This window comes from Actinokineospora xionganensis, assembly GCF_014323725.1.
In the GTDB taxonomy this organism is placed as follows: domain Bacteria; phylum Actinomycetota; class Actinomycetes; order Mycobacteriales; family Pseudonocardiaceae; genus Actinokineospora; species Actinokineospora xionganensis.
In genome coordinates this window covers 190,832-214,599 of sequence record NZ_JABVED010000001.1, presented here as the reverse complement: position 1 = coordinate 214,599, position 23,768 = coordinate 190,832, and the positions used below count along the sequence as shown (strand labels likewise).

20 protein-coding genes are annotated in these 23,768 nt (G+C 69.3%); 13 read left to right on the top strand and 7 right to left on the bottom strand.

Annotation, left to right across the window (positions count from 1 at the left end):
• Positions 1 to 17: 17 nt before the first annotated feature.
• From GPZ80_RS00970 to GPZ80_RS00955, 4 genes are all read right to left on the bottom strand, one after another.
• A complete protein-coding gene (locus tag GPZ80_RS00970) occupies positions 18 to 935 on the bottom strand; it encodes a 5-dehydro-4-deoxyglucarate dehydratase (RefSeq protein ID WP_187217810.1) in 918 nt (305 codons plus the stop codon).
• Between the two features lie 27 nt (positions 936 to 962).
• Positions 963 to 1,838, bottom strand: a complete 876-nt coding sequence (locus tag GPZ80_RS00965) for a carbohydrate ABC transporter permease (RefSeq protein ID WP_187217809.1) — start codon at positions 1,836 to 1,838, stop codon at positions 963 to 965.
• Positions 1,835 to 2,785 (bottom strand): carbohydrate ABC transporter permease, encoded by a 951-nt coding sequence (locus GPZ80_RS00960; RefSeq protein WP_312880047.1) that lies wholly within the window; start codon positions 2,783 to 2,785, stop codon positions 1,835 to 1,837. Before GPZ80_RS00960 ends, GPZ80_RS00965 begins: the two co-directional genes overlap by 4 nt.
• A gap of 94 nt (positions 2,786 to 2,879) precedes the next feature.
• Positions 2,880 to 4,190, bottom strand: a complete 1,311-nt coding sequence (locus GPZ80_RS00955; protein WP_312880046.1) for an ABC transporter substrate-binding protein — start codon at positions 4,188 to 4,190, stop codon at positions 2,880 to 2,882.
• 155 nt (positions 4,191 to 4,345) lie between these two features.
• On the opposite strand from GPZ80_RS00955, the gene GPZ80_RS00950 reads away from it, so the two are divergent.
• From GPZ80_RS00950 to GPZ80_RS00940, 3 genes are all read left to right on the top strand, one after another.
• Complete coding sequence (locus GPZ80_RS00950; protein WP_187217807.1) at positions 4,346 to 5,125, top strand: IclR family transcriptional regulator; 780 nt, start codon at positions 4,346 to 4,348, stop codon at positions 5,123 to 5,125.
• Between the two features lie 125 nt (positions 5,126 to 5,250).
• Positions 5,251 to 8,571: a carbohydrate-binding protein gene (locus GPZ80_RS32330; protein WP_376771625.1), complete on the top strand. Its 3,321-nt coding sequence runs from the start codon at positions 5,251 to 5,253 to the stop codon at positions 8,569 to 8,571.
• Between the two features lie 38 nt (positions 8,572 to 8,609).
• Entirely contained in the window at positions 8,610 to 8,879 is a 270-nt protein-coding gene (locus GPZ80_RS00940) for a hypothetical protein (protein ID WP_187217806.1), read from the top strand.
• A gap of 30 nt (positions 8,880 to 8,909) precedes the next feature.
• Here the strand turns inward: GPZ80_RS00940 and GPZ80_RS00935 are convergent, their stop codons facing one another.
• The gene (locus tag GPZ80_RS00935; protein WP_187217805.1) at positions 8,910 to 10,139 is read right to left on the bottom strand and encodes an ATP-binding protein; all 1,230 of its coding nucleotides are present in this window, start codon (positions 10,137 to 10,139) and stop codon (positions 8,910 to 8,912) included.
• A gap of 93 nt (positions 10,140 to 10,232) precedes the next feature.
• Here GPZ80_RS00935 and GPZ80_RS00930 point away from each other — a divergent pair, with 93 nt between their 5' ends.
• Positions 10,233 to 11,462: a tetratricopeptide repeat protein gene (locus GPZ80_RS00930; RefSeq protein ID WP_187217804.1), complete on the top strand. Its 1,230-nt coding sequence runs from the start codon at positions 10,233 to 10,235 to the stop codon at positions 11,460 to 11,462.
• A 6-nt stretch (positions 11,463 to 11,468) separates the two neighbouring features.
• Here GPZ80_RS00930 and GPZ80_RS00925 read toward each other — a convergent pair whose 3' ends face one another.
• Positions 11,469 to 12,077, bottom strand: coding sequence for a hypothetical protein (locus GPZ80_RS00925; RefSeq protein ID WP_187217803.1), 609 nt, complete (start codon positions 12,075 to 12,077; stop codon positions 11,469 to 11,471).
• A 124-nt stretch (positions 12,078 to 12,201) separates the two neighbouring features.
• Between GPZ80_RS00925 and GPZ80_RS00920 the strand changes: the two genes are divergently transcribed.
• The 7 genes from GPZ80_RS00920 (at position 12,202) to GPZ80_RS00890 (ending at position 19,731) form a co-directional block, all read left to right on the top strand.
• On the top strand, positions 12,202 to 12,711 hold the full coding sequence (locus tag GPZ80_RS00920) for a VOC family protein (protein WP_187217802.1): 510 nt from the start codon (positions 12,202 to 12,204) through the stop codon (positions 12,709 to 12,711).
• Between the two features lie 164 nt (positions 12,712 to 12,875).
• Positions 12,876 to 13,661 (top strand): ABC transporter ATP-binding protein, encoded by a 786-nt coding sequence (locus GPZ80_RS00915; protein ID WP_187217801.1) that lies wholly within the window; start codon positions 12,876 to 12,878, stop codon positions 13,659 to 13,661.
• Entirely contained in the window at positions 13,658 to 14,446 is a 789-nt protein-coding gene (locus tag GPZ80_RS00910) for an ABC transporter ATP-binding protein (protein WP_187217800.1), read from the top strand. Before GPZ80_RS00915 ends, GPZ80_RS00910 begins: the two co-directional genes overlap by 4 nt.
• Positions 14,443 to 16,311 carry an AMP-dependent synthetase/ligase gene (locus tag GPZ80_RS00905; RefSeq protein ID WP_187217799.1) on the top strand — a complete coding sequence of 623 codons (1,869 nt, stop codon included), beginning with the start codon at positions 14,443 to 14,445 and terminating at the stop codon, positions 16,309 to 16,311. Before GPZ80_RS00910 ends, GPZ80_RS00905 begins: the two co-directional genes overlap by 4 nt.
• On the top strand, positions 16,308 to 17,216 hold the full coding sequence (locus GPZ80_RS00900) for a branched-chain amino acid ABC transporter permease (protein ID WP_187217798.1): 909 nt from the start codon (positions 16,308 to 16,310) through the stop codon (positions 17,214 to 17,216). Before GPZ80_RS00905 ends, GPZ80_RS00900 begins: the two co-directional genes overlap by 4 nt.
• On the top strand, positions 17,213 to 18,364 hold the full coding sequence (locus tag GPZ80_RS00895) for a branched-chain amino acid ABC transporter permease (RefSeq protein WP_222718736.1): 1,152 nt from the start codon (positions 17,213 to 17,215) through the stop codon (positions 18,362 to 18,364). Before GPZ80_RS00900 ends, GPZ80_RS00895 begins: the two co-directional genes overlap by 4 nt.
• 62 nt (positions 18,365 to 18,426) lie before the next feature.
• Positions 18,427 to 19,731, top strand: coding sequence for an ABC transporter substrate-binding protein (locus GPZ80_RS00890; RefSeq protein ID WP_187217797.1), 1,305 nt, complete (start codon positions 18,427 to 18,429; stop codon positions 19,729 to 19,731).
• Between the two features lie 78 nt (positions 19,732 to 19,809).
• On the opposite strand, the gene GPZ80_RS00885 is transcribed toward GPZ80_RS00890, so the two are convergent.
• Positions 19,810 to 20,949 (bottom strand): cysteine desulfurase family protein, encoded by a 1,140-nt coding sequence (locus tag GPZ80_RS00885; protein WP_187217796.1) that lies wholly within the window; start codon positions 20,947 to 20,949, stop codon positions 19,810 to 19,812.
• A 224-nt stretch (positions 20,950 to 21,173) separates the two neighbouring features.
• On the opposite strand from GPZ80_RS00885, the gene GPZ80_RS00880 reads away from it, so the two are divergent.
• Together GPZ80_RS00880 and malQ are read left to right on the top strand one after the other, a co-directional pair.
• On the top strand, positions 21,174 to 21,521 hold the full coding sequence (locus GPZ80_RS00880) for a DUF427 domain-containing protein (protein WP_187217795.1): 348 nt from the start codon (positions 21,174 to 21,176) through the stop codon (positions 21,519 to 21,521).
• 255 nt (positions 21,522 to 21,776) lie between these two features.
• A complete protein-coding gene (gene malQ, locus GPZ80_RS00875; protein ID WP_187217794.1) occupies positions 21,777 to 23,750 on the top strand; it encodes a 4-alpha-glucanotransferase in 1,974 nt (657 codons plus the stop codon).
• The last annotated feature ends 18 nt before the right edge of the window (positions 23,751 to 23,768 follow it).

The following is a 23,768-nucleotide window of genomic DNA, read 5'->3' as shown; positions in this document are numbered from 1 at the left end:
AACCGAGGAAGATCAACTCAAGCCGCCGTCCGACCCAACGTGGTCAACGCCTCCCGACCGCGGGTGACGATCTCGGCCAAGGCGGAGACGTGCGCGGGAGTCGGGTCGACCAGGGGCGGGCGGACCGCCCCGAGTCCGGCGCCCGCTTTGACCAGGGACACGGCGTAGCCGGGCACCTGGTCGCGCAGCGCGACGAACGGCAGGTAGAACTCGGCCAGCAAGGTCCGCGTCACGACGGTGTCGTGCGCGGAAACGGCCGCGTGGAACGCTTTGGCGAGGTCCGGGACGAAGCAGAGCGCCGCCGAGGAGTAGCTCTCCACCCCGATCGCGCGGTAGGCCGCCGCCGAGAGCTCGGCGGTGGGCAGTCCGTTGAGGAAGTCGAACTCGTCCGCCCGCGGATGCCCGCTCGTCCGGATCGCGGTGACCAAGCGCAGCATCTCGTCGACGTCGCCGCGCCCGTCCTTGATCCCGGCCACGGTCGGCAGGTCGAGCAGGGACACCGCCGCCGCCGTGTCCAGCACGGCGTTGGCCCGCTGGTAGACGATGAGCGGCAGGTGGGTCGCGGCGGCGACGTAGGCGACATGGCGCACGACGCCCGCCGGGGTGGACCCCACCAGGTACGGCGGAAGGAGCAGCAGCCCATCAGCGCCCGCGGCCGCCGCCTGCTCGGCGAAGGCAGCGGCCACTCGCGGTCCTCCCCCGGTTCCCGCGTAGACCGGCAGGCGTCCGTTCGCGACGGTCACCGCGGCCCGGACGACGTCGCGGTGCTCTTCCTGGCTCAGCGCGGTGAACTCGCCGGTGCCGCAGGCGACGAACAGCGCCGCGGGGCCCGCCGCGATCTGCGTCTCGACGTGGTCGGCGAACGCGGCGAGGTCGAGGGTGTCGGAATCGGTGAACGGGGTCAGCGGGAACGAGAGCAGTCCCTGCAAGCGCATCTGCTTCACCTAACTGCTCGAAGATGGTCAGCCTTTGACCCCGCCCGCGGTCAGGCCTTTGACGAATTGGCGTTGCATGGCAAGGAACATGAGCACCGACGGCAGCATCGCCAGCAGCGCGGCGGCGAGCAGCGCGCCGGTGCCGACCTGCTCGTCGTGGCGCAGGGTGCGCAACGCGAGCGGCAGGGTGAACTGGCTCGCGTCCTGGGCCACCAGCAGCGGCAGCATGTACTGGTCCCAGATCATGGTGAAGCCGAAGATCGCGATGACGCCGAGCGCGGGCTTGCACAGCGGCAGCACGATCGACCAGAAGATCCGCAGGTCGCCCGCGCCGTCGATGCGCGCGGCCTCCTCCAGTTCCATCGGGATTTCCTTCATGAACTCGGCCATCACCAGGATCGAGAAGCCCCAGGCGCCGACCGGGACGATCATGCCGACGAGGCTGCCGATGAGGTTGACGTGCACCACGGGCACATCGGAGAGCACCAGGGACAGCGGGATCGCCAGGATCTCCTCGGGCAGCATCATGGTCGACAGGATCAGCAGCAGCACCAACCGCATACCGGGAAACTTCTTGCGCGCCAAGGCATACGCGGCGGAGACACTGACCAGGATCTGCAGCGCCAACCCGCCGCCGACGACGATGAACGAGTTGAGCAGGTACAGCAGCACGTCGCGTTCGATGGCGGCGGCGAAGTTCTCCAAGGTGAAGTCGGTCGGGATCAGGCTCAGGCCGCTGGGGTCGGGCACCCGGCTGACCGAGCCCACGATCACCGCGACCAGCGGCCCGGCGAAGACGAACACGATCAGCGTGTAGACCGCGACCCGGACCAGGCGGCCCGCCGCGCCCGGCAGCGCGCTGAAGCCGAGCGCGGAGTCGGCACGGGTGTAGCCGCGGTTCATCGCCGAGCTCCTTTCGCCCGCCAGACCTGCACCGCGACGGTGAGGACCACGGTGGCGACCAGCAGCACGACCGACCCCGCCGCGGCGACCCCGAGTTCGTTGCGTTCCAGGCCGAGTTTGTAGACCAGGGTCATCAGCACCTCGGTGGAGCCGTTGGGGCCGCCGTTGGTGAGGATGAAGATCTCGGTGAACACCCGCAGCCCGCGGATGGCGGCGAGGGTGAGCAGGATGGCGAACACGGGACGCAGCGCGGGAAGCGTCACGTGCCACAGCCGCTGCCGAGTGGTCGCGCCGTCGACGTCGGCGGCCTCGTAGAGGGTGCGGTCCACCCCCGCGAGCCCGGCGATGATGATCATCATGTCGTAGGGAGCGCCGCGCCAGATGCCCACGGCCATCACCGACATCAGCGAGGTGTCCGGCGAGTTGAGGAACTGCGACGGGCCCGCCCCGAACCAGCCGATGATCCCGTTCACCACCCCGTCGGGCGACGGGTAGTACAGGATCCGCCAGACCTCGGTGATCACCGCCATGGTGACGATGGCGGGCAGGAAGACGGCGGTGCGGATGAACCACAGGTGCCCGACGGTGCCCTCCAACAGCAGGGCCAGCACGAACCCCAGCGCGATCGAGCCGACTGTCTGCCCGACCGCGAGCACCACGGTGTGGTTGATCGCGGAGAGGAAGGCCTCGTCGGTCAGCACCCGCACGTAGTTGTCGACGCCGACCCAGCGGTCCCCGAGGTAGGGGCGCACGTCGTGGAAGCTCATCTCGATGCCGCGGATCATCGGGATGAACTTGAAGACCAGGAACAGCAGCAGTGCCGGAGTGAGAAAGAGCCAGGCGACGGTGTGGCCGCGCAGATTCCGGGTGAATCGCCTTGGGGAGGCACCGACCCGCGGCGCCGCCTCGGTTGTTTGGTGGGCAGGGGGCGCGGCGGCGGTCCTCACGCCGCCACCCCCTGCCAAGTCAGTTGCGCCGCGAAGATCTCGGGAAGCTTGTCCAGGTGCGACACGGGGCCGAAGCCGCGGTCGACGACCGTCCTCACGCCCCCACCCCCTGCCTGACCAGTTCCGCCGCGAACGTCTCGGCGAGCTTGTCCAGGTGGGACTTGGTGTCGGAGGCGCAGTCGGCGACGACCGCGTTGATGGCCTCGGCGGCGGCTTGACGAAACGGCGTCCAGTCGGGCACGGCCGGGCTATAACGTCCCGCGGTCCGGTAGACCTCGTCGAAGATCTGCCAGCGGGGGTCCTTGCGGACCTGCGACAGCTTCACCGCCGAGCTGATCGGCAGCCGCACGATGTTGCCGTCGGTGTCGCCCGCCATGCCGATCGTCTGCCCTGGCGCGGAGATCGCGAACTCGGCGAACTTCTGTTGCCCCGCCTCGTTTTTCGAACCCGCCATCAGGTAGACGTTCTCCCCCTCGGCCAGCGACGCCTGCTTGCCGTCCGGCCCCTTGGGCGCGGGGACCACCTCGTACTTGTCCGCGCCGAGGTTCTTGTCGAAGCGGGCCATGTTGTACGGGCCGGTGAGGTAGATGCCCGCCTTGCCGCCCTCGAACACCGGGTGCGCCTGCGTGGTCTCCATCGTCACCGCGCCCGGCGCCACTGTCTTCGCGGTGCAGAACTGGCCTTTGAGCCACTCCACTGTGGCCACCGACTTCGCGTCGGTGACGGCCGGGGTGAACTTGCGGTCCTTCTCGGTGAGGAAGTCACCGCCGTTGGCCCAGAGGAAGCTGCTGGCGTACCAGGCCATGTAGCCGCGCTTGGTGGAACCGGGGATGACGTAGCCGTGGGTGTCGGCCTGGCCGTTCCCATCGGGGTCCTTCGTGGTGAACGCGGTGGCGAGAGCGTCGAGCTCAGCCCAGGTCGTCGGTTGCCCGGCGCCGAGTTTCTCCCGCCAGTCCTTGCGGATGAACAGCGCGAACGTCTGCGCGGAGAACGGCACCGCATAGGACTTCCCGTCCGCGCCCAGGGTCGCCTGCCACGCGAGGTCGGCGACCTTGTCGCCACCAGCGACGATCTCCCGGTCCACCTCGCGCACCAGCCCCTGCTTGACCAGGGAGCCCAGTTGGGCGGTGTCGTTGAGGACGATGTCCGGGAGCTGTTTGCCCGCCGCGGCCTGCTGCAGCTTCGTCTCGAAGTCCTCGAAGATCGCGGTCACCGTGGCCTCGATGCCGGTGGCCTTGGTGAATTCGACGGCGAGCGCCTTGGCGGTCTTCTCGGTGGGCGCCCCCGGCGGCTTGCGGATCCAGATCTGCAGCGGAGCCTTGGCGTCCTGATCAGGGACGGCCGGGGCGCCGCTGCCGCAGCCCGCGCTCCCCAGCCCGATCAGGGCCGCGACCAGCAAGGACACCGGCCTGGTCGCTCGTCGAAGATGACTCAACACGCTACTCCCGTCCACATATGTGTCTGGTGTCTGTATATGTGTTGTTAATGTCGGGTAAAGATAGCGAGCGGTATGCTGACGGTCAACAGACATGAAAAACTTTGCGCAGAAAGTTGGATGCCATGGCTCGTGAGGTTCCCGAGGTCTCGCCGGTGAAATCAGCCGAACGCACAGTCCGCATCCTGGAGACGCTCGCCGCGTCGCCCACCTGGCTCACCATCTCCGACCTGCAGGAACGCATGGGGTACCCCCGGTCGAGCCTGCACGCGCTGATCCGCACCCTGCGGGAGCTCAAGTGGGTCGAGGCCGACGACACCGGCACGAAGTTCGGCGTCGGACCACACGCCCTGCTGTCCGGAACCGCTTACCTGGACCGTGATCCCGCCCTGCACTACGCGTACCAGGCGATGGAGGACCTCCGCGCCGAGATCGGCTACACGATCCACTACGCCCGCCGCGACGAGGCGCACGTGCTCTACCTGGCCAGCCGCGAGTCACGGGACTCGATGCGGCTCATCTCCCGGGTCGGCCGACGGCTCCCCGCGTACATCACCGCCCTGGGCCAGGCCCTGCTCGCCCAGCTCACCCCAGCCGAGGTCGCGGCCATCGTCCCCGAGGAACTCGAACAGCACACGCCGCACTCACTGCCCGACCGCGAGGCGCTCTTCGCCGAACTAGACCTGGTGCGAACTCGCGGCTGGGCCTTCGAACGAGAGCAGGGCACCGAAGGCGTGGCCTGCGTGGCGGTCGCGGTGGACTACCGGATCCCGGCCACCGACGCGATCAGCTGCTCGATGCCCGCCGACAAGGTCGACGACGACGAACTCGACCGCGTCTCGACCGCGATCATGAAGCACACCCAACAGCTCGCCACGACCCTGAGGTTGCACGGCATTCGCTAACAGACACATATGTGGACAGCAAACCAAATACAGTTCACCTATTGACGGGCTGACCACCTCCCAGTTAAGTGGTTTAGACCAGCCGCCGTGCAGGCGGCTACTTCCCCTTCGACCGGGAGGTCGCAGTGCCGCACCTTTCCCCTGCCCATCGAAGGCCGCTGGCCCTCGGCGTCGCCGCCGCGCTCGCGCTGGCGACGCCGGTGGTGCTGGTGTCCACGGTTCCCGCCGCGGGCCAGGCCGCGGCGGCAGGCCTCGATCTGTCGGCGGCCAACCGCCGGGCCCCGATCCCGGGGCTGTACGACTGGAGCAAAGCCGGCTTCCGCGGCGGCGCGGCGCTGCCCGGCGCCAACGAGATCAACCCGGACGCCGCCTGCAGGCTCACCCCGGCCGAACTCGCCGGGCAGCACGGAGTCCGGCCAGGTGACGGCGTGGACGACAGCGCCGGGCTGCAGGCCGCGATCGACGGCGTCCGCACCCGATGCTCGCCCTCCGCCGGCTACACGAAGCTGAGCCTGATCACCTTGCCCGCGGGCGTCCTCGACGTGTCCCGCCAACTCGCGGTCGACGCCGACTACCTGGTGATCCGCGGCGCGGGCAGCGATCCCGCGGCAGGCACCCGGATCGTGTTCCGACCCGACGCGAACACCCGCTACGACACCCTCACCCCCGACGGCTCGGACTGGGACGAGGACGGGATGACCCACGGGCAGGGCAAAGGCGGCTGGCTGTGGCCGGGCCGGGGCCTGTTCCGGGTGCAGTCGCGCGCGGTCCACACCGCCTACGCCAGTGACCACGCCTCCGCGCCCGCCAACCGCAAGGACATCTTCGAGGGCACCGCCAACGTGCACTGGAAGGTGGGTGTGCAACTCGGCGGCAAGGCGGGCGACGCCGGGTTCTCCGCGCGGACCGGCGACAAGGTGGTCCAACTCGCGAGCAGCGGGTCGCTGACAGGGTTCACCGTGGGCGGCCTGGTCAACATCCGGGCGGCGAACTCGGTCAGGTTCTACGAGCAGCAGAAGGCGGTGCCGACCACGCATCCCCTGCTGAACCAGCACATGCGCCAGCAGCTGTTCACCATCGCCGCGGTGGACACCACGAACCGCAGGCTCACGCTGGACAAGCCGCTGGAGTACGACGTCCCCGTCTCGTCCACTTCGGACGGTTCAGCCCCGATCGACGGCGCCGTCTACTACTCGAAAGCGTCGCCGATCGTGGACCCGGTCGTGGGTGTCGGTTTCGAGAACCTCAGCTTCACCCAGGCCATGCCCGCGCTCGACCCGGCGAAGGCGGTCCACAACTACGGCAACATGTCCCCCGCCGACGAGATGCACGGCATCGTCTTCAAATGGGCGGCGAACTCGTGGGTCCGCGGTGTGCGGGCGGAGATGACCGGGTCGCACCCGATCGTCACCGAGGAGGCGAAGAACCTCCAGATCGTCGACAACCACCTTGACGGCGCGTGGAACAAGGGCAAGGGCGGCAACGGGTATTTCCGGGGCTCACGCGTGTGGGACTCGCTGTACGCCGGGAACACCTCGCGCAACCTGCGGCACTTCACGTTCCAGTGGTCCGCGTCGGGGAACGTGGTGATCGGCAACGACTTCGACTCCGACCTGAACCTGCACGGCGGGTGGGAGCGGCACAACCTCTTCGAGCTGAACACGGTGACCGTGCCGTACGCGCACCGCTCCTCCAACTGTCTGAGCAACTGCGGCGAGGAAGGCGGCGGCGGGCCGGACGACTCGAACTGGTTCCCGATCTGGTGGGGCGCGGGCCAGAAGGCGGTGAAGTGGTCGGGATCCACCGGTCCCCGAAACGTCTTCTTCAACAACACCATGAAGAAGCAGCTCAACAGCGACACCGACCCGTACGTCGACTACTACCCCGACCGACACCGCGTGTACCAGTTCGGCTGGTCCGGCACGGGGTGGCACCACCTGGACAAGGCGGGCGCGCCGATCGCCGACTGGGCGCACAACGAGCGCGGCGACTACACCGGCGGGCACGGTGTCAACGCTTCGAGGACCGACGCGGGCCAGTCCCTGTTCCTGAAATCCGTCGGGACCACACAGCCGACAACCACTCAGCCGCCTTCGCCAGCTCGATATGAGGCGGAAACCGCGGTGTGTCAAGGAACTGTCGACTCCGACCACGTCGGCTACACCGGAACGGGGTTCTGCAACACGACCAACGCCGCAGGCGCGTACGTCGAGTGGACGGTGACCGCGGCGGCGGCGGGTGCGCACACGTTGACGTTCCGCTACGCCAACGGAAGCACCGGCCGACCGGCCGACGTGAGCGTCAACGGCGGGGTGGTCGCCGACGACCTCGCCTTCCCCTCGACCGGCGCTTGGACGACCTGGCGGACCGTGACCACCACGGCGACGCTGACCGCCGGGAGCAACAAGATCCGGGTCACCGCGAGCACCGCTGGGGGGACCGCCAACCTGGACAACCTCGTGATCACAGCCGCGGCGAGCCCGAGCGACGTCGTGGACGTGTCCACTTCGGACCAGCTCCGCTCCGCGCTGGCCAACGCCCGACCGGGCCGCACCATCCGGATGGCGGCGGGAACCTACCGAGGCTCGTTCCTGTCCCGGAAGGCGGGCACGGCGAGCGCGCCGATCACCCTGACCGGCCCGCGGAACGCCGTGCTGATCAACGACGGCCCCAGCGGCACGGCGCCGTCGTGCCCGGCGCCGACCGCGGGCTGGGACACCGGGTACGGCCTGTGGCTGTTCGACGCGCCCTACTGGAACCTGACCGGCTTCACCGTCGCCGAGTCGAAGAAGGGGATCGTGCTGGACAACTCGCACCACGTCACGATCGACAGCGTGCACGTGCACCACACCGAGGAAGAAGGCGTGCACTTCCGCCGCTCGTCGGCGGACGGGGTGCTGAAGCGGTCGCGGATCGAACAGATCGGCTTGGTCAAGCCAGGCTACGGCGAAGGCGTCTATATCGGGTCGGCCAACTCGAACTGGGGTTGCCTGGGCAACTCCGGCGGCATGGACCGGTCGGACCGGGTTCAGGTGCTGGACAACCACCTCGGACCGAACGTCGCGGCCGAGCACATCGACATCAAGGAGGGCACCCAGGGCGGCGTCATCCGGGGCAACACCTTCGACGGCCGCGGCCTCTCCGGCCAGAACTCGGCCGACTCGTGGATCGACGCCAAGGGCAACAACTACGTGATAGAGCAGAACCGGGGCACCTTCACCGGCCCGGGCACGTTCGTCAACGGCTACGAGACCCACAACCCGATCACCGGGTACGGCTGCGGGAACATCTGGCGGTCCAACACCTCGGACTTGGGCGGGGTGGGCAACTACGCCGTGTACGTCTCATCCACGTCGAAGTGCTCGTCGGCGCCCAACAAGGTGTACGCGTCCAACACCGTCTCCAACGCCCGAACCGGCCTGACCAACATCCCCGTGACGCCTTAGTCTGGAGACCTTTCCGGCGACGCGCGACCGAAGGACCGGTGTCCGCAGTGGACGTTCCCGAGATCAGGCCCGGCGACATCTATGAGGATTGCCAATATCATCCAGTGCTGTGCCTGGAGGCCTACGACGACGAATCGGTCAGCGGCGTGTCCCTGATCGACGGGTCTGGTCCGAGGAACTGCTCGCTCAGGCACTGCGGCGTGAAACGCCTGACGCCGCGTGAGGTCGTCGACATCCGAAAGGACTTCCGTGGCTACGCCGCTCGGCGCCACTCCGAGTTGGCCGTCTTGGGGAGCACCGACACCTGAGCCGCTCGGCAGCCGTGAGCGACACGGGCGTCAGCGACGCCGTTTCTTCAGGTAGGCGGCGAGTTCGTCGTAGGCGCCCGTGTCGTTCCCGTAGAGGGCGTAGTTGCGCGCTGTCTCCATCCACTCGCCGATGCTCGGACGCACGGCGCGGGCCGCGTCTTCCAGGTGGCGCTGGCTGATCGGCTCCAGCCGTCCCGCGGTCAGTGAGCCGTCCATGGCGACCTCGGTCGCCTGTTCGCAGATCAACGCCAGGTCGGCGCCCGACCTGCCGTCGGTGAGCTTGGCGAGCTTCGCCAGGTCGAGCCGCTCGGTGGGGCGACCGCGCAGGTGGAACCGCAGGATCGCCTCGCGCGCGGCGGCGTCCGGTGGGAGGACCAGCACGGTCCGGTCGAAGCGGCCGGGGCGCAGCAGCGCGGAGTCGATGTCCCAGGGGTGGTTGCTCGCGGCCAGGACGAACACGCCGTCGTTGTCGGTGCTCGCGCCGTCGAGTTCGGCGAGGATCTGGTTGACCACGCCGCGCATGGCGGATCCGCCGCCGCGCAACTGGGACCGCTTCTGGCCCAGGGCGTCGATCTCGTCGAAGAACAGCAGGCACGGCCGGTTGCTGCGCGCGGTGTCGAAGATCGCGCGCAGGTTGCGTTCGCTGCTGCCGATCCACATGTCCAGCACGTCGCTGAGGCCGATCTCGTAGAAGCTCGCCCCCAGCTCACCCGCCAACGCGCGGGCGACGAGTGTCTTGCCGCAGCCAGGCGGGCCCCACAGCAGCAACCCACCGCGCAGCGACTTGCCGAACCGCAGCCGCATCTCCGGGTTGCGCAGCGGCTTGAGGAACGAAAGCTCCAGCCGCTTCTTGACTTCGTCGAGTCCGCCGACGTCAGCGAGCGTGATCCCCGCGGCCCGGATCGTGCCGATATCCGGCTCGACCACGGGGTCGCTGGTGCTCCATCGTTCGAGGATCTCGTCGGCGGTGTCCGGTACCGCCGGGGCCGGTGGGGCCGTGGCCGGGTCGAGCGCCGTCGCGAGGCGGGCGTAGGCGGTGGCTTTGGCCTCGTCGCCGACCGCCCGGGCGGCCGCGGCGGCGACACGGAGCGCCTCGACATGGTCCGGTTGGGCGGCGAGCACGATGGCCGCTTGGTCGAGCGCCTCGGCGGGACGGCCCGCGTCGACCAACAGCGTGGCGAGGTGGACCCGCACGGGATGGTTGCCCTCGTCGCCGGCGAGCGCGCCGAGCAGGGCCTCGATCACCGGATCATGCGTCACCCCGCGCACGCTACCCGACCCGATTCCACACTTGACCAGCGACTTCTCTACCGTGTGCCGGGATGTAGCCGCGATCTGCCACTGGGGTGTGGAATGAACGACGTCACCGATGCCGCGTTGCGCCGGGGTCAGGCCCTGCTCGGCCTTGGCCGGGCGCGTGAGGCTGAGGAGCTGCTCCGGACCGCGCTCGCCGGCCAACCCGACGACACGATGGTCCAGGTCTTGCTCGCGCAATCCCTGCTGCGCCAGGAGAAGTACGACGAGGCCCTTGACGTCGGCCGCGGCGCTCTGGCCGCCGAGCCGGAGAACGTGTTCGCCCACGCCATCCACGCGGGCTCACTGGCCGGGCTGGGCCGCCACCCCGAGGCGCTCACCGCGATCCGCCGCGGTCTCGCGCTGGCCCCGCACCTCGCGGGCCTGCACCTGCAGGAGGCCTCCATCCTGCTCGCCGATGACCGCGCCAAAGAGGCGTTGGCCAGCGTCAAGAAGGCACGCGCCCTCGACCCCGAGGACTCTGGGGGCGCTGCCCTGCAGGCGGCGGCCCTCCACGACGCGGGCCGGTTCGACGACGCCGACGCCGCGGTCGCCGAGGCTCTGCGACTGGACCCGGAGAACGCCGACGCCCACCGCATCCAGGGCCTGCTCGCCCTGCGCCGCGGCGGTGGCAAGTCCGCGGTCCGATCCCAGCGCACCGCACTGCGGCTCGACCCCACGGACAAGGGCGCCCGCGCAGGCCTGTCCTACGCACTGAAGACCCGAAACCCGCTCTACGGTCAGCTGCTGCGGTTCCAGCTGTGGCTCGGCACGCTGCCGAAGGGCGTTCGCATCGCCGTCCTGATCGCCCCCTTCATCCTGAGCCGCGTGCTTCGGCCCTTCGACGGGCAGACCTGGGCCACGGTCCTGTTCTGTGTCGCGATCGGCCTGGTCATCCTCACCTGGACGCTCGAACCGATCATGAACTGCGTCCTGCTGCTCAGCCGCGACCGCCACGTGGTCGACCGACCGACCCGCGTCGCCACCTACTGCTTCCTCGGCTTCGTCGCCGCCGCGATCACTTGTGCCGTGGTCGCCACGACCGGCGGCCCGCGCGGGCTGCTCGGTCTCACCTTCGCCCTCGGCCTGTGGGCGATGGCCACCGGCCTCACCCACACCGTCAGCCCGGGAATGCGCAGGATCGTGCTGATCGGCGCGGTCGTCGCCGCGGCCCTGACCGCTCTCGCGGTGGCGTCCGTCGTCGCGGGCGCGCCGGGCGCGGGTGTCGCCGTGGCACTCGTGTTGTTCAGTGGCGTCGCCGCGACCTGGATGACCGCCCTGTCCAAGTGACGCCGGTCAGCGCGCGGGCGGTCGCAGGCCCAGTCTGCGCAGTTCGCGGTCAGCCAGCCGGGCCACGGTCTCCGGGTCGCCCGTGCGCCAGCCCGCGCCGACCGGGCCCGCCGACGCCAGCCGCGACAGGGGCTGGGTCACCAGGGCGCGCAGCGCGAGCAGGTCGTGGCCGTCCGGCCCCTGGTCGCGCAGCCGGACCGCGGCGCCCGCCTCGCGCGCGTACCGGACCCGGCGGGGCAGCCAGACGATCAACAACAGCGCGACCGGGACGACGATCAACGCCACGGTCAGCCACAGCGCCAGGCTTTCGACGGCTTCGATCTGCCACCGGCCCGCCTCGCTGAGCCGGGCGCCGCCCGCCGACCCGGTGTGCAGAGCGTCCGCCAGCGGGCGCCCGACCAGGGGCACGTCGTCGGCGTTGTCGGCGGCGGCGTCGAACGTTGCGCTCAGCCCGCCGCCCGCGTCGACCAGGCCCTGGCCGGGCGCCCGCAGCCGCAGCACCCGCTCCCGGACCTCGGTGGCGAGCCAGACGGTGGCGAACACGATCAGCAGGGCGACCAGGTCGGCGGTGGCCTGACGCGTGCGGCGGACGGGTTGGTCGGCGTAGAGCTTCATCGGCGCTCCTCGGCCACTGGACGACTGGTTGGGAGGTACCACCGGCCGAAGACGATCAATCCTCACGACCTGAGCGGTGGCCGAAACGGGAATACAGTGGACGATCGCGAACCTAAGGAGCGCCATGCCGCAGCCGGAAGGTCAGGAACTCCAGGAGATCCGCGCCCGTCGGGAGTCGTTGCGCGAGCGCTACCTGCGGTCTCGACAGGCGACGACTGTCCGCGGCATCCACCACTTGGCGCTGATCTGCCGCGATGTCGAGGAGACGATCAAGTTCTACCAGGAGCTGCTCGGATTCCCGTTGGTGGAACTGGTGGAGAACCGTGACTACGCCGGGTCGAGCCACTTCTTCTTCGATATCGGCAACCACAACCTGCTCGGCTTCTTCGACTTCCCCGGCCACCACCACCCGCCCTTCACCGAGACCATCGGTGGGGTGCAGCACCTGGCGATCTCGGTGTCGGCCGAGATGTTCGACGCGGCCAAGAAGAAGCTCGACGACGCGGGGATCGAGTATCTCGGGCCCGACCGCGGCGTGGAGGACAGCGTCTACTTCCGGGACCCGAACGGGGTCGGGCTTGAGCTCTACCAAGAGCGGCTGGGCGTGTTCGACGGGACCACCCTGCTCGACTGAACACAGAGCGTAGCGAGTCGTCACCTGAACGGCAGCACGCTCCGGCCGAGGCGCCGGAGCGCGAGGAACTTATAACGAATCAAGCCTCATTGCTTGGTCTTTAGCGGTCGCGTGATCAATGCTCTGCTGACAGAGTGTGACGCGGGTCACCGTTAGGAGGTTTGATGCTTGCGGTCCGCAACCTCGAGGTCGTCTACGACGACGTGATCCTCGTGCTGCGCGGTGTCAGCCTTGAGGTTCCGGAAGGCAAGATCGTCGCCTTGCTCGGGGCTAACGGGGCAGGCAAGACGACGCTGCTCCGCGCCATCTCCGGCCTCCTCGGGGTGCACGAGGGTGAAGTGACCAAAGGGTCGATCACCCTCGACGACGAACCCATCCACCGCAGCAACGCGGCCCGGATCGTGGCGAGGGGAATCAAGCAGGTCCAGGAGGGCAGGCAGATCTTCGCCGAGCTCACCGTCGAGGAGAACCTGCGGGTCGGCGCGCACACCAACATCAAGCACCTCAAGGAGAACCTCGCCCGGGTCTACGGGTTGTTCCCGGTGCTGCGCGACCGTCGCAAACGGACCGCGGGCTACCTCTCCGGCGGCGAGCAGCAGATGCTCGCCATGGGCCGGGCCCTGATGTCGGACCCCAGCTACCTGCTGCTCGACGAGCCCAGCCTGGGCCTCGCTCCCCTGCTGGTCCAGCAGATCCGCGACCTGATCGTGCAGATCAACGAGCAGGGGACGACGGTCCTGTTGGTCGAGCAGAACGCCACCATGGCCCTGTCCATCGCCGAGCACGGCTACGTGATGGAGAACGGCAAGATCGTGATGGACAAGCCCGCCAGGGAACTCCTCGCCGACGAGGACATCCGGGAGTTCTATCTGGGACTCGGCGCGGAGGGCGCGGTCAAGTCCTTCCGCGACGTCAAGCACTACAAGCGGCGGAAGCGGTGGCTTTCATGACCGAGCCGATCCTGGTGTTCGACGACGTGCACCTGTCCTTTGCCGGCGTCAAGGCTGTCAACGGCGTGTCCTTCGAGGTCGGCGAGCGCGAGCTGTTCGCGATCATCGGCCCGAACGGCGCGGGCAAGACGTCGATCTTCAACGTGCTCTCCGGGGTGTACCGGCCGCAGCGGGGCCGGGTGGTGTTCGACGGCGTCGACCTGGTGGGCAAGCCGCCGCACCGGATCGCGGCGCTCGGCATGGCCCGGACGTTCCAGAACATCGAGCTGTTCTCGAATCTGACCGTGTTGGACAACCTGATGCTCGGCAGGCACCACCACATCCGCTATGGCGCGCCGTCCGCGTTCGCCTGGTTCGGCCGGGCCCGGCACGAGGAGATCGCCAACCGCGCCGTGGTGGAGAACATCGTCGACTTCCTCGAACTGGAGCAGTGGCGCTCGTTTCCCGTGGGCCTGCTCCCCTACGGGGTGCAGAAGCGCGTCGAGCTGGGCCGGGCGCTGGCCATGGAGCCCAAGCTGCTGCTGCTCGACGAGCCGGTCGCGGGCATGAACCTCGAGGAGACCGAGGACATGGCGCGATTCGTCCTGGACATCCGCGACGAACTCGACATCCCGATGATTCTGGTCGAGCACGACATGGGCCTGGTCATGGACCTGGCGGACCGGGTGATGGCGATGGACTTCGGCACGCCGATCGTCACCGGCACACCCGGCCAGGTCCAGGCCGACGAAGGGGTCATCCGGGCGTATCTGGGGCAGGAACACGCGACGGAGGTGACGTCATGACCCAGATCGCCGAACCGGGGACGAAGACCACGACCACCATCGTGACCAGGGTGCGGGATCGCGCGCGCACCATGCCCGACGCGGTCGCCATGCGGGAGAAGGACTTCGGCATCTGGCAGGAAGTGCCCTGGTCGGACTACTGGGACAAGATCGAGCTCGTCGGGCACGCGCTGCTCGCGCTCGGGGTGCGCCCAGGCGACCGGGTGGCGATCCAGTCGGAGAACCGCCGGGAGTGGCTCTACACCGACCTGGCCACGGTGGCGGTGCGGGCGATGACGGTGGGCCTCTACCCCACCAACCCGGCCTCGGAGGTGGCGTACCTGCTCGCCCACTCGGGCAGCAAGGTCCTGCTCGCCGAGGACCAGGAGCAGGTGGACAAGGTGCTGGCGGTGCTGGACCAACTGCCCGAACTCGAGCGGATCGTCTACTTGGAACCCCGCGGCATCCGCCGCCGCTACGACAATCCGAAGCTGCTGTTCTGGGAAGACCTCCTGGCCATGGGCGCGGAACACCGTGAGGCGCACCCGCGGGCGGTCGAGGAGACGATGAGCCAGGCGCGGGCCGACGACATCATGACCTTGGTCTACACCTCCGGCACGACCGGTCCGCCCAAGGGCGCGATGCTGAGCGTGGCGAACGTCGAGTTCAGCGTCGAGACCCTCATCGAGAGCGGCGGGTTCACCTCTCCCCCGCCGAGCACCGACGACATCATGCTGTCCTACCTTCCGCTGTGCCACGTGGCCGAGCGGATCTTCACCACCTGGTTCAACTCCTCGGCGGGCGTGCAGGTCAACTTCGCCGAGTCTATCGCGACCGTGCAGCCCAATCTCCGGGAGATCCAGCCGACGATCCTGTTCGGCGTGCCGCGGATCTGGGAGAAGGTGCTGGCCGGGGTCAACATCAAGATCGCCTCGGCGTCCCCGGCCAAGCGCGCCCTCGCCCGGTTCTGGCTCAAGGTGGCCGACGGCATCGGCGACACCCTGGTGCGCACCGGCGGCAAGCACACACCGGGCACCCGGCTGCGCTACGCGCTGGGCTACCTGTTCCTCTATCGCGCGCTGCGCGACCGCATCGGTATGCGCAAGGTCCGCTACGCCGCCTCGGGCGCCGCGCCGATCGCGCCGGACGTGCTGAAGTTCTTCATGGGCATCGGGGTGCCGATGCACGAGGTGTACGGCATGACCGAGAACAGCGCGATCGCCACCGCCAACCGGCCCGGCCGGGTCAAGCTCGGCACCGTCGGCGAGCCGCACCCGGGTGTCGACCTGCGCATCGACGAGGAGACGGGCGAGATCCTCACCCGGCACGCCGGGGTGTTCGCGGGCTACTGGCGCGACGAGGAGGCCACCGCGAAGGCGGTCGACGAGCAGGGCTGGCTGCACACCGGCGACGTGGGCGTGTGGGTCGACGACACGCACGTCAGGATCACCGACCGGATGAAGGACATCATCATCACCGCGGGCGGCAAGAACGTCGCGCCCTCGGAGATCGAGAACGCGCTCAAGGTCTCGCCGTACATCAAGGAAGCCGTGGTGATCGGCGACAAGCGCCCGTACCTGACCGCGCTGATCGGCGTGGAACTGGAGACAGTCGGGGAATGGGCGCAGCGCAAGCGCATCCCGTACACCACGTACCGGGACCTGTCCGAACGCCCTGAGGTCGACAAGCTGGTGCAGGGCATCGTCGACGACGTCAACAAGAAGTTCGCCACCGTCGAGCAGATCAAGAAGTTCCGCATGCTGCCGAAGGAACTCGACCACGAGGACGGCGAGCTGACCGCCACGCAGAAGGTCAAGCGGTCGGCGCTGGGCAAGCTGTTCGATGACCTGGTCGAATCCATGTACGCCAAGGGAGGCGGCGCATGACCACCTTCCTGCAGGCAGTGGCGGGCGGACTGGGCCAGGGGTCGGTCTACGCGTTGCTCGCGCTCGGCTTCGTGATCATCTACAAGTCGATGCGGGTGGTCAGCTTCGCCCAACCCGCGTTCATGCTGGCGGGCGCGCTCGCGGTCAGCTTCCTCGCCGAAGCGCTGCTCGGGATCCCGAGTCCGTGGGGCTTCTTCCTGGCCCTGGTGCTCGGCGCGGTCGGTGTCGCCCTGCTCGGCCTCGGCATCGAGCGGACGGTGATCCGGCCGATGGTCGGCAAGCCGGTGTTCGTGATCGCGATCATCACCCTCGGCATCGACATCGTGGTCCGGTTGGTGGCCAACATCTTCATCGGCCTCGACGTCCGGCCGGTCGGCGACCCGTGGGGCCTGAACTCGATCAACCTCGGCGGCGTGCAGGTGCAGGAGCGGCACATCGTGATGCTGGTGACCACCGTCCTCCTCGTGGCCGTGCTGTTTTCCTTCTTCAAGTACTCCCGGCTCGGCCTCGCCATGCGGGCGGCCTCGTTCAACCAGGAAACCGCGCTGGCGCAAGGCATCTCGGTCGGCACGGTGTTCGCCACCTCCTGGGCGATGGCGGGCGCGCTGGCCGCGGTCGCGGGGACGTTCCAGGCCACCGGCGCGGGCATCGACCAGAACTTGTGGATCATCGGGTTGAAGGCGCTGCCCGCGATCATCCTGGGCGGGCTGGACTCCTTGGGCGGGGCGGTGATCGGCGGGTTCACCGTCGGACTTGTCGAGTCGCTGGTGGCCACCTACCAGGGCGACTTCGCGCCGTGGCTGGGCCAGAACTTCTCCGTGGTCTCGGCCTACGTGGTGATGCTCTTGGTGCTCCTGGTCAGACCGTACGGGCTGTTCGGCACGAAGGAGGTGGAACGGGTATGACCGAGCAACGGTCCACCTCGGTGTCCACAAAGGCCTCTCGACAGTTGTGGGGCAGGCCTGAGCTCTACACCTCGTACGGGCAGAACCTGCGCATGCTCAACACCCGACCCAAGCAGGTCGCGGTGGTCGCGATGGTGCTGCTCGCGGCCACCTACGTGCCGTTCGGCCTGCCCGACGAGTGGCTGCACCTGTTCGCCATGGGGCTGGCCGCGGCGATCGGCGCGATCGGGCTGAACATCGTGACCGGCTACGCGGGTCAGGTGAGCCTCGGCCACGCCTTCTTCCTCGCCATCGGCGCGTACACCGCCTCGGCGCTGAGCGGCGAGCCGGGCAGACGCACGATCGGCTTCGGCATCACCTTCCTGCCACTGTGGCTGCTGGCCGCGGGCGTGGTCGCCGGAGTCGCGGGCGTGATCGTCGCGCCGCTGGCCACCCGGCTGCGCGGGCTCTACCTGGCCATCGTCACCCTCGGCCTGGTGTTCCTGGGTCTGCACATCTTCAAGGAGTGGAAGGCGCTCACCGGCGGGCCGGGCGTCGGCAGGCAGGGCCCGGTGCCGGAGATGTTCGGCCAGCGCCTCGACCGCAACGGCGACCTGCTCACCGGTGATCAGAAGATGTACCTGCTGACCCTGGTGCTGCTGGTCATCTTCGCCGTGTTCGCCCGCAACCTGGTGCGGTCGAAGGTCGGCCGGGCGTTCGCCGCGGTGCGCGACCGTGACATCGCCGCCGACGTGATCGGGGTCAGCGTCACCCGCTACAAGGTGCTCGCGTTCGGCATCTCGTCGTTCTACGCGGGCTGCGCCGGCGCGCTGCTCTACGCGGTTCTCGGGCGGGTCGAACCCGACTCGTTCAACCTGCTGCTGTCCATCCAATTCGTCGCGATGGTGCTGATCGGTGGGGCCGGAACGATCTCCGGCTCGATCATGGGCGCGCTGTTCATCACGATGCTGCCGCGGCTCACCCAAGAGCTGCCGACAGTTCTGCCGTTCATCAGCTCGGACGTGACCGCACCGCTCGGCGCGGCCAACCTGGCGATCATCTTCTACGGACTGATGATCATCCTCTTCCTGATCTTCGAGCCGCGTGGGCTGTTCGGGATCTGGATCCGGATACGCAACTACTTCAAGGCTTGGCCTTTCTCCTACTAGCCCTTCTCCTACTAGCCCTTTCCTACTCACAGTCGATTCGCCTGCCACGAAAGGAAATACCGATGACCAGTCGAACAACTCAGCTGCTGGCGGGCCTGTCCGCCCTGGCGCTGATCGCGACCGGCTGCGGCCGAGGTGACTCCGGTGGGGGCGGTGGCGGCGGCGAAGGAGCCGTCCGGACCGACGTGGGTGTCACCGCCGAGCCGTGCAAGGACACGCCCAACCTGACGAAGGGCTGCATCTTCCTGGGCACGATCTCGGACCTGACCTCCGGGCCGTTCAAGGCGCTCGCGGTGCCGATCACGGAGGCGCAGAAGAAGTTCTGGGAGCGGGTGAACAAGTCGGGCGGCATCGACGGCTACGGGGTCGACGTCACCACGTACGTCCGCGACAACAAGTACAACCCCGAGACCCACAACCAGGTCTACCAGGAGATCAAGAGCAAGGTGCTCGGCCTGGCGCAGACCCTCGGCTCGCCGACGACCGCGGCGATCATCGGCGACCTCGGTGACAACAACATCGTGTCGGTGCCCGCCTCGTGGACCTCGGCGTGGGCGTTCGAGGACGTGATCCTCGAATCCGGCACCAACTACTGCCTGGAGTCGATGAACGCGATCGACTACGCGGTCGAGCAGTTCAAGCCCAAGTCCGTCATGGCCGTGCACTACCCCGGCGACTACGGCGAGGACGCAGCGGCGGGCGCCAAGGTGGCGGCGGAGAAGAACGGCCTCACGTTCGAGGCGGTGGAGACTGCTTCCGGCCAGGACAACCAGGCGGGCGCGATCAACGCCGTCAACTCCAAGAAACCCGACCTGGTCATCCTGACCACCGGCCCCACCGACGCGGCCGTGATCGTCGGGCAGACCGCGGCGCGCGGCTTCACCGGCAAGTACATCGGCACCAGCCCGACGTGGAACCCAGGTCTGCTCAAGAGCCCCGCGGGCCCCGCGTTCAAGGCGCTGTACCTGCAGTCCGGCCCGTGGGAGACGTTCACGGCCGACACACCAGGGCACAAGAACATGCGCGAGATCCTCGGCGCGGGCGTCACCGGCAACGACGGCTACACCGCGGGCTGGGTCTGGTCCTACCCGCTGCAGGCGGCGCTGAAGAAGGCCGTCGAGAACAAGGACCTGACCAGGGAAGGCCTGCTCAAGGCCGTCAAGCAGCTGGACAAGGTCGACTACGAGGGCATGCTGCCCGCCTCGGCGGGCAACTTCAGCGGCGACGCCAACGCCGGTGTGGTCCGGGAGACGATGATCGCCAAGCCGGACGAGTCCTCCCCCACCGGCGTCAGCACCGTGAAAACGTTCTTCGTCGGACCGACGGCGAAGGACTACAAGTTCGACAAGCCCTGCTTCCAGAGCTGACCGCGGCGGTGTGGGGTCGTCCGGCACACGTGTCGGACGATCCCACACCGGCGTGCTCCGGTCGCGGGGATCGTGAGGTCAGCGGGTCGCGGCGGCGGCGATCAGGTCCGCGGCGCGGTCGACGTCCTCGGTCGTGCTCCAGCGGCCCAGGGACAGCCGCAGCGCGGACAGGCTTCGGTCGCGGTCGAATCCCATGGCGGTGAGCACGGGTGACGGTTCGTGGATGCCGCTGTGGCAGGCCGAGCCGACCGACGCGGCGACATCGGGGACGGCGGCCAGCAGGTCGTGGCCGATGGTGCCGCGGACGCTGAGGTTGAGGGTGTTCGGCAGCCTCTCCTGGGCTGGGCCGTTGAGCGTCACCCGGCCGGGCAGCGCCGCGGCGAGACGGGCGTGCAGTTGATCACGCAGCTCGCGGACGGTGTGGTGTCCGCCGTGAGCGAGATCGGCGGCCGCCAGGTCGGCGGCGACGCCGAGGGCGACGGTGAGCGCGACGTTCTCGGTGCCCGCGCGGAGCCCGCGTTCCTGCCCGCCGCCGTAGATCAGGGGCTCGAGGGCCACCCCGGGGCGGAGGTAGAGCGCGGCGACGCCTTTGGGCGCGTACATCTTGTGCCCGACCACGGTGAGCAGGTCGACACCGAGCTCGGTCACGTCGACCGGGATCTTCCCGACCGCCTGCGCCGCGTCGCTGTGGAACACCGCGCCATGCTCGCGGGCGATCCGGGCGAGTTCGGCGACGGGTTGCAGCGCGCCGGTTTCGTTGTTGGCCAGCATGATCGACACCAGCACGGTGCGCGGGGTGAGCGCGGCGGCCAGGTCGCCGGGGTCGACCAAGCCCTCGGAGTTCACCGGCAGGAGGGTCACCCGCGCGCCGTGCCAGCGCCGCAACGCCTGGCACGCCTGAAGGACCGCGGGATGTTCGGTCACCTGGGTGATCACGTGCGGCCGGTCGAGACCCGAGGCCAGCACCGCGCCGCGCAGGGCGAGGTTGTCGGCCTCGGATCCCGATCCGGTGAACACGACGCCCTCGACGGAGCCACCCAGCAGGGCCGCGACCTGCTCACGAGCCCGCCGGACGGCGGCGCGCGGGCCCGCGCCGTAGTGGTGTTCGCTGCCGGGGTTGCCGAAACCGTCGGTCAGGAAGGGCCCGATCGCCTCGGTCACCGCCGGATCGATCGGGGTGGTGGCGTTGTAGTCAAGGTAGATCGGGCCCTGGGCCACGGTGTTCCTTCCGGTTCGACGGTTCGCCCGGCAAGGCCTGCTACGGGTCAGTATGAGTGCTGCCACGCCGTCGACGACCGGCCATCGTCACCCGTCAGGCATGGCGATGTCCAGTCCGCTCGGCAGTTCGTCCGGGGCGGGGTTGCCGCCTGGTCATGACGTCGTCACTTGCCGCCTGGGGAGTCCTGTGCTGATGTGGACTTGGACCTGGAGGTCGACCTTCGATGATGCGTGCGGTGTGGAACGGTGTCGTACTGGCCGAGGCGCCGAGGACGGTGCGGGTGGAGGGCAACGACTACTTCCCGCCCGACTCCCTGCGCCGGGAGTTCTTCGTGGAGAGCCGTAACAAGTCGCTGTGCCCGTGGAAGGGCCTGGCGAGCTACTACACCCTGCGGGTGAACGGCGAGACAAACCCGAACGCGGCCTGGTACTACCCACACCCCAGTCCCCTGGCCCGCCGGATCAAGAACCACGTCGCGTTCTGGAACGGCGTCCAGATCGAGGGCGAGCCCGAAGGCGACCGGCCCGGCCTGCTGCAGCGGCTGCCCACATGGCTCGGCGGGAAGCGATGACCGGCCCCACAGGGAGGTAAGCGCGGCCAGGTCAGGTCAGCGGCAACGTGGCCGCCGTCGGGCTCACGGACGGTGAGCAGAGCCGCTCGCCCCGAACGATACGTGCTGGTTCGGCCTGTCGCTGCTCGGCATCGCCGCACCCGAGCGGCTCTAATGTCCTTTGTGGACATGACCACGGACCGGTGAACCTCCGGCGTGGAGGCACGCCGCGGATTACGGTGAGGACACCCGTTCCCCGCGACGAGGAGCGCCACCTTGGCCGACGCCGACCTGCGCGACCTGGCCGACGCCCACGGCGTCGCCACCTGGTACTCCGACACCGAACGCCGCCGCGTCGACATCGCCGACGACGTCGTGGTGGCCGTGCTCGCCCAACTGGGCGTCGACGCGGGCACCCCCGCCTCGGTCCGCGCCGAGTTGGCCGACGTCCGGGCCCGGCGCGACCGGGCGAGCGTGCCGGACCCGCTCGTGCTGCGCGCCGGGGACTCTCCCGCCATCGGCGCCGCGGGTGTCCTCACCAGCGAAGCAGGCGACACCCGGCCGGTCCGCGACCGCCTCCCACCCGACCTCCCCCTCGGCACCCACACCCTGGCCATCGGCGACCGCCAGGTCACCGTGATCGTCGCCCCCGCGAAGCTGCCTCCGGTCCCACCCGCGTGGGGCTGGATGGTTCAGCTCTACGCACTGCGGTCGGCACGCTCATGGGGCATCGGCGACCTCGCCGACCTGCGCGCGCTGGTCACCGGCTCGGCCCGACTCGGCGCCGGGGTGGTCCTGGTCAACCCGGTGCAGGCGATCACCCCGGTCACACCGCTGCAGCGCTCGCCGTACTCGCCGTCGAGCCGTCGGTTCGCCAATCCCCTGTACCTGCCGGTCACCGACCTCGACGCGTTCCGCGAAGCCCCGGCCGACGTGCGCGCCGAGGTCGACGCGCTCGCCCCACCCGCGGGCGCCGAGCTGATCGACTACGACGCGGTGTGGAAGGCGAAGCTCTCCGCACTGGAGCTGCTGTGGCGGCACACTCCAGACCGGCGGGCCGGGCCGACAGATCCCGCGCTCGACGAGTTCGCCACCTTCTGCGCCCTGGCCGAACGGCACGGCGCCGACTGGCGGACCTGGCCCGCGGACCTGCGCCATCCGAACAGCGCCGCCGTCACCGCCGCCCGCCGCGACCTGACCGACCGGATCGGCTTGCACGCCTGGGTGCAGCGGCTGTGCGCGGACCAGCTCGCCGACGTGCGGGCCGCGGGCCGCGCCGCCGGGCTCGGCGTCGGGATCGTGCACGACCTGCCCGTCGGCGTCGACCCCGCGGGCGCCGACGCCTGGGCGCTGCAGGACGTGCTGGCCTCCGAGGTCACCGTCGGCGCCCCACCGGACGCGTTCAGCAGGCAGGGCCAGGACTGGAACCTGCCGCCGTGGAGGCCCGACCGGCTGGCCGCCGCCGGGTACCAACCCTTCCGCGACGTCATCGGCAGCGTCCTAGCCCACGCCGACGGGATCCGCGTCGACCACGTCGCGGGTCTGTGGCGGCTGTGGTGGATCCCGCCGGGCCGCCCGCCGAGCGAGGGCACCTACGTCCGCTACGACGCCGACGCCCTGCTCGGCGTGCTCGCCCTGGAAGCCCACCGGGCGAGCGCCATCGTGGTCGGCGAAGACCTCGGCACCGTGCCCGACGAGGTGACCGAGACGCTGCGCGAGCGGGGCATGCTGAGTTCCGCGGTGCTGTGGTTCCAGCGCGACGAGGACGCGCCCGGCGCGCCGCTGCTCGCGCCGAGCCGCTGGTCGACCGAGGCGATGGCCAGCATCTCCACCCACGACCTGCCGACCGCCGCGGGCTTCCTGCGCGGCGAGAACGCGCGGGTGCGGGCCGAGCTTGGCCATCTCGACGACCCGGAGGCCGAGGCCCGCCGCGCCGCGGGCGACCGGGACGAACTGCTCGCCGAACTCGCCGACCACGGCCTGCTCCCACCCGACGCGGGCGAGGACGACCTCGTCGCCGCGCTGCACGCCCTGCTGGCGACCGCCGCCGGCAGGCTGCTGCTGATCTCCCCGCAGGACGCCATCGGCGAGCCGCGCCAGCCCAACCTGCCCGGCACCGTCGACGAGTACCCCAACTGGCGGATTCCGCTCCCGGTCACGGTCGATGAGCTGCTCGAACACCCCCTGCTCGAGCGCGCGGTGGCCGCCCTGCGCGCCGCCCGACCTGCGGAGTCGCGCGATAGGCGGTAGCACTGTGGAGGTCGACTC

Bases quoted from the DNA above. Each gene is read 5' to 3' on its own strand.
- GPZ80_RS00950 (WP_187217807.1), top strand. From the start codon at position 4,346: ATGGCTCGTGAGGTTCCCGAGGTCTCGCCGGTGAAATCAGCCGAACGC.
- GPZ80_RS00880 (WP_187217795.1), top strand. From the start codon at position 21,174: ATGATGCGTGCGGTGTGGAACGGTGTCGTACTGGCCGAGGCGCCGAGG.
- GPZ80_RS00925 (WP_187217803.1), bottom strand. From the start codon at position 12,077: ATGAAGCTCTACGCCGACCAACCCGTCCGCCGCACGCGTCAGGCCACC.
- GPZ80_RS00930 (WP_187217804.1), top strand. From the start codon at position 10,233: ATGAACGACGTCACCGATGCCGCGTTGCGCCGGGGTCAGGCCCTGCTC.
- GPZ80_RS00905 (WP_187217799.1), top strand. From the start codon at position 14,443: ATGACCCAGATCGCCGAACCGGGGACGAAGACCACGACCACCATCGTG.
- GPZ80_RS00920 (WP_187217802.1), top strand. From the start codon at position 12,202: ATGCCGCAGCCGGAAGGTCAGGAACTCCAGGAGATCCGCGCCCGTCGG.
- GPZ80_RS00900 (WP_187217798.1), top strand. From the start codon at position 16,308: ATGACCACCTTCCTGCAGGCAGTGGCGGGCGGACTGGGCCAGGGGTCG.
- GPZ80_RS00890 (WP_187217797.1), top strand. From the start codon at position 18,427: ATGACCAGTCGAACAACTCAGCTGCTGGCGGGCCTGTCCGCCCTGGCG.
- GPZ80_RS00895 (WP_222718736.1), top strand. From the start codon at position 17,213: ATGACCGAGCAACGGTCCACCTCGGTGTCCACAAAGGCCTCTCGACAG.
- GPZ80_RS00915 (WP_187217801.1), top strand. From the start codon at position 12,876: ATGCTTGCGGTCCGCAACCTCGAGGTCGTCTACGACGACGTGATCCTC.
- GPZ80_RS00970 (WP_187217810.1), bottom strand. From the start codon at position 935: ATGCGCTTGCAGGGACTGCTCTCGTTCCCGCTGACCCCGTTCACCGAT.
- GPZ80_RS00965 (WP_187217809.1), bottom strand. From the start codon at position 1,838: ATGAACCGCGGCTACACCCGTGCCGACTCCGCGCTCGGCTTCAGCGCG.
- GPZ80_RS00910 (WP_187217800.1), top strand. From the start codon at position 13,658: ATGACCGAGCCGATCCTGGTGTTCGACGACGTGCACCTGTCCTTTGCC.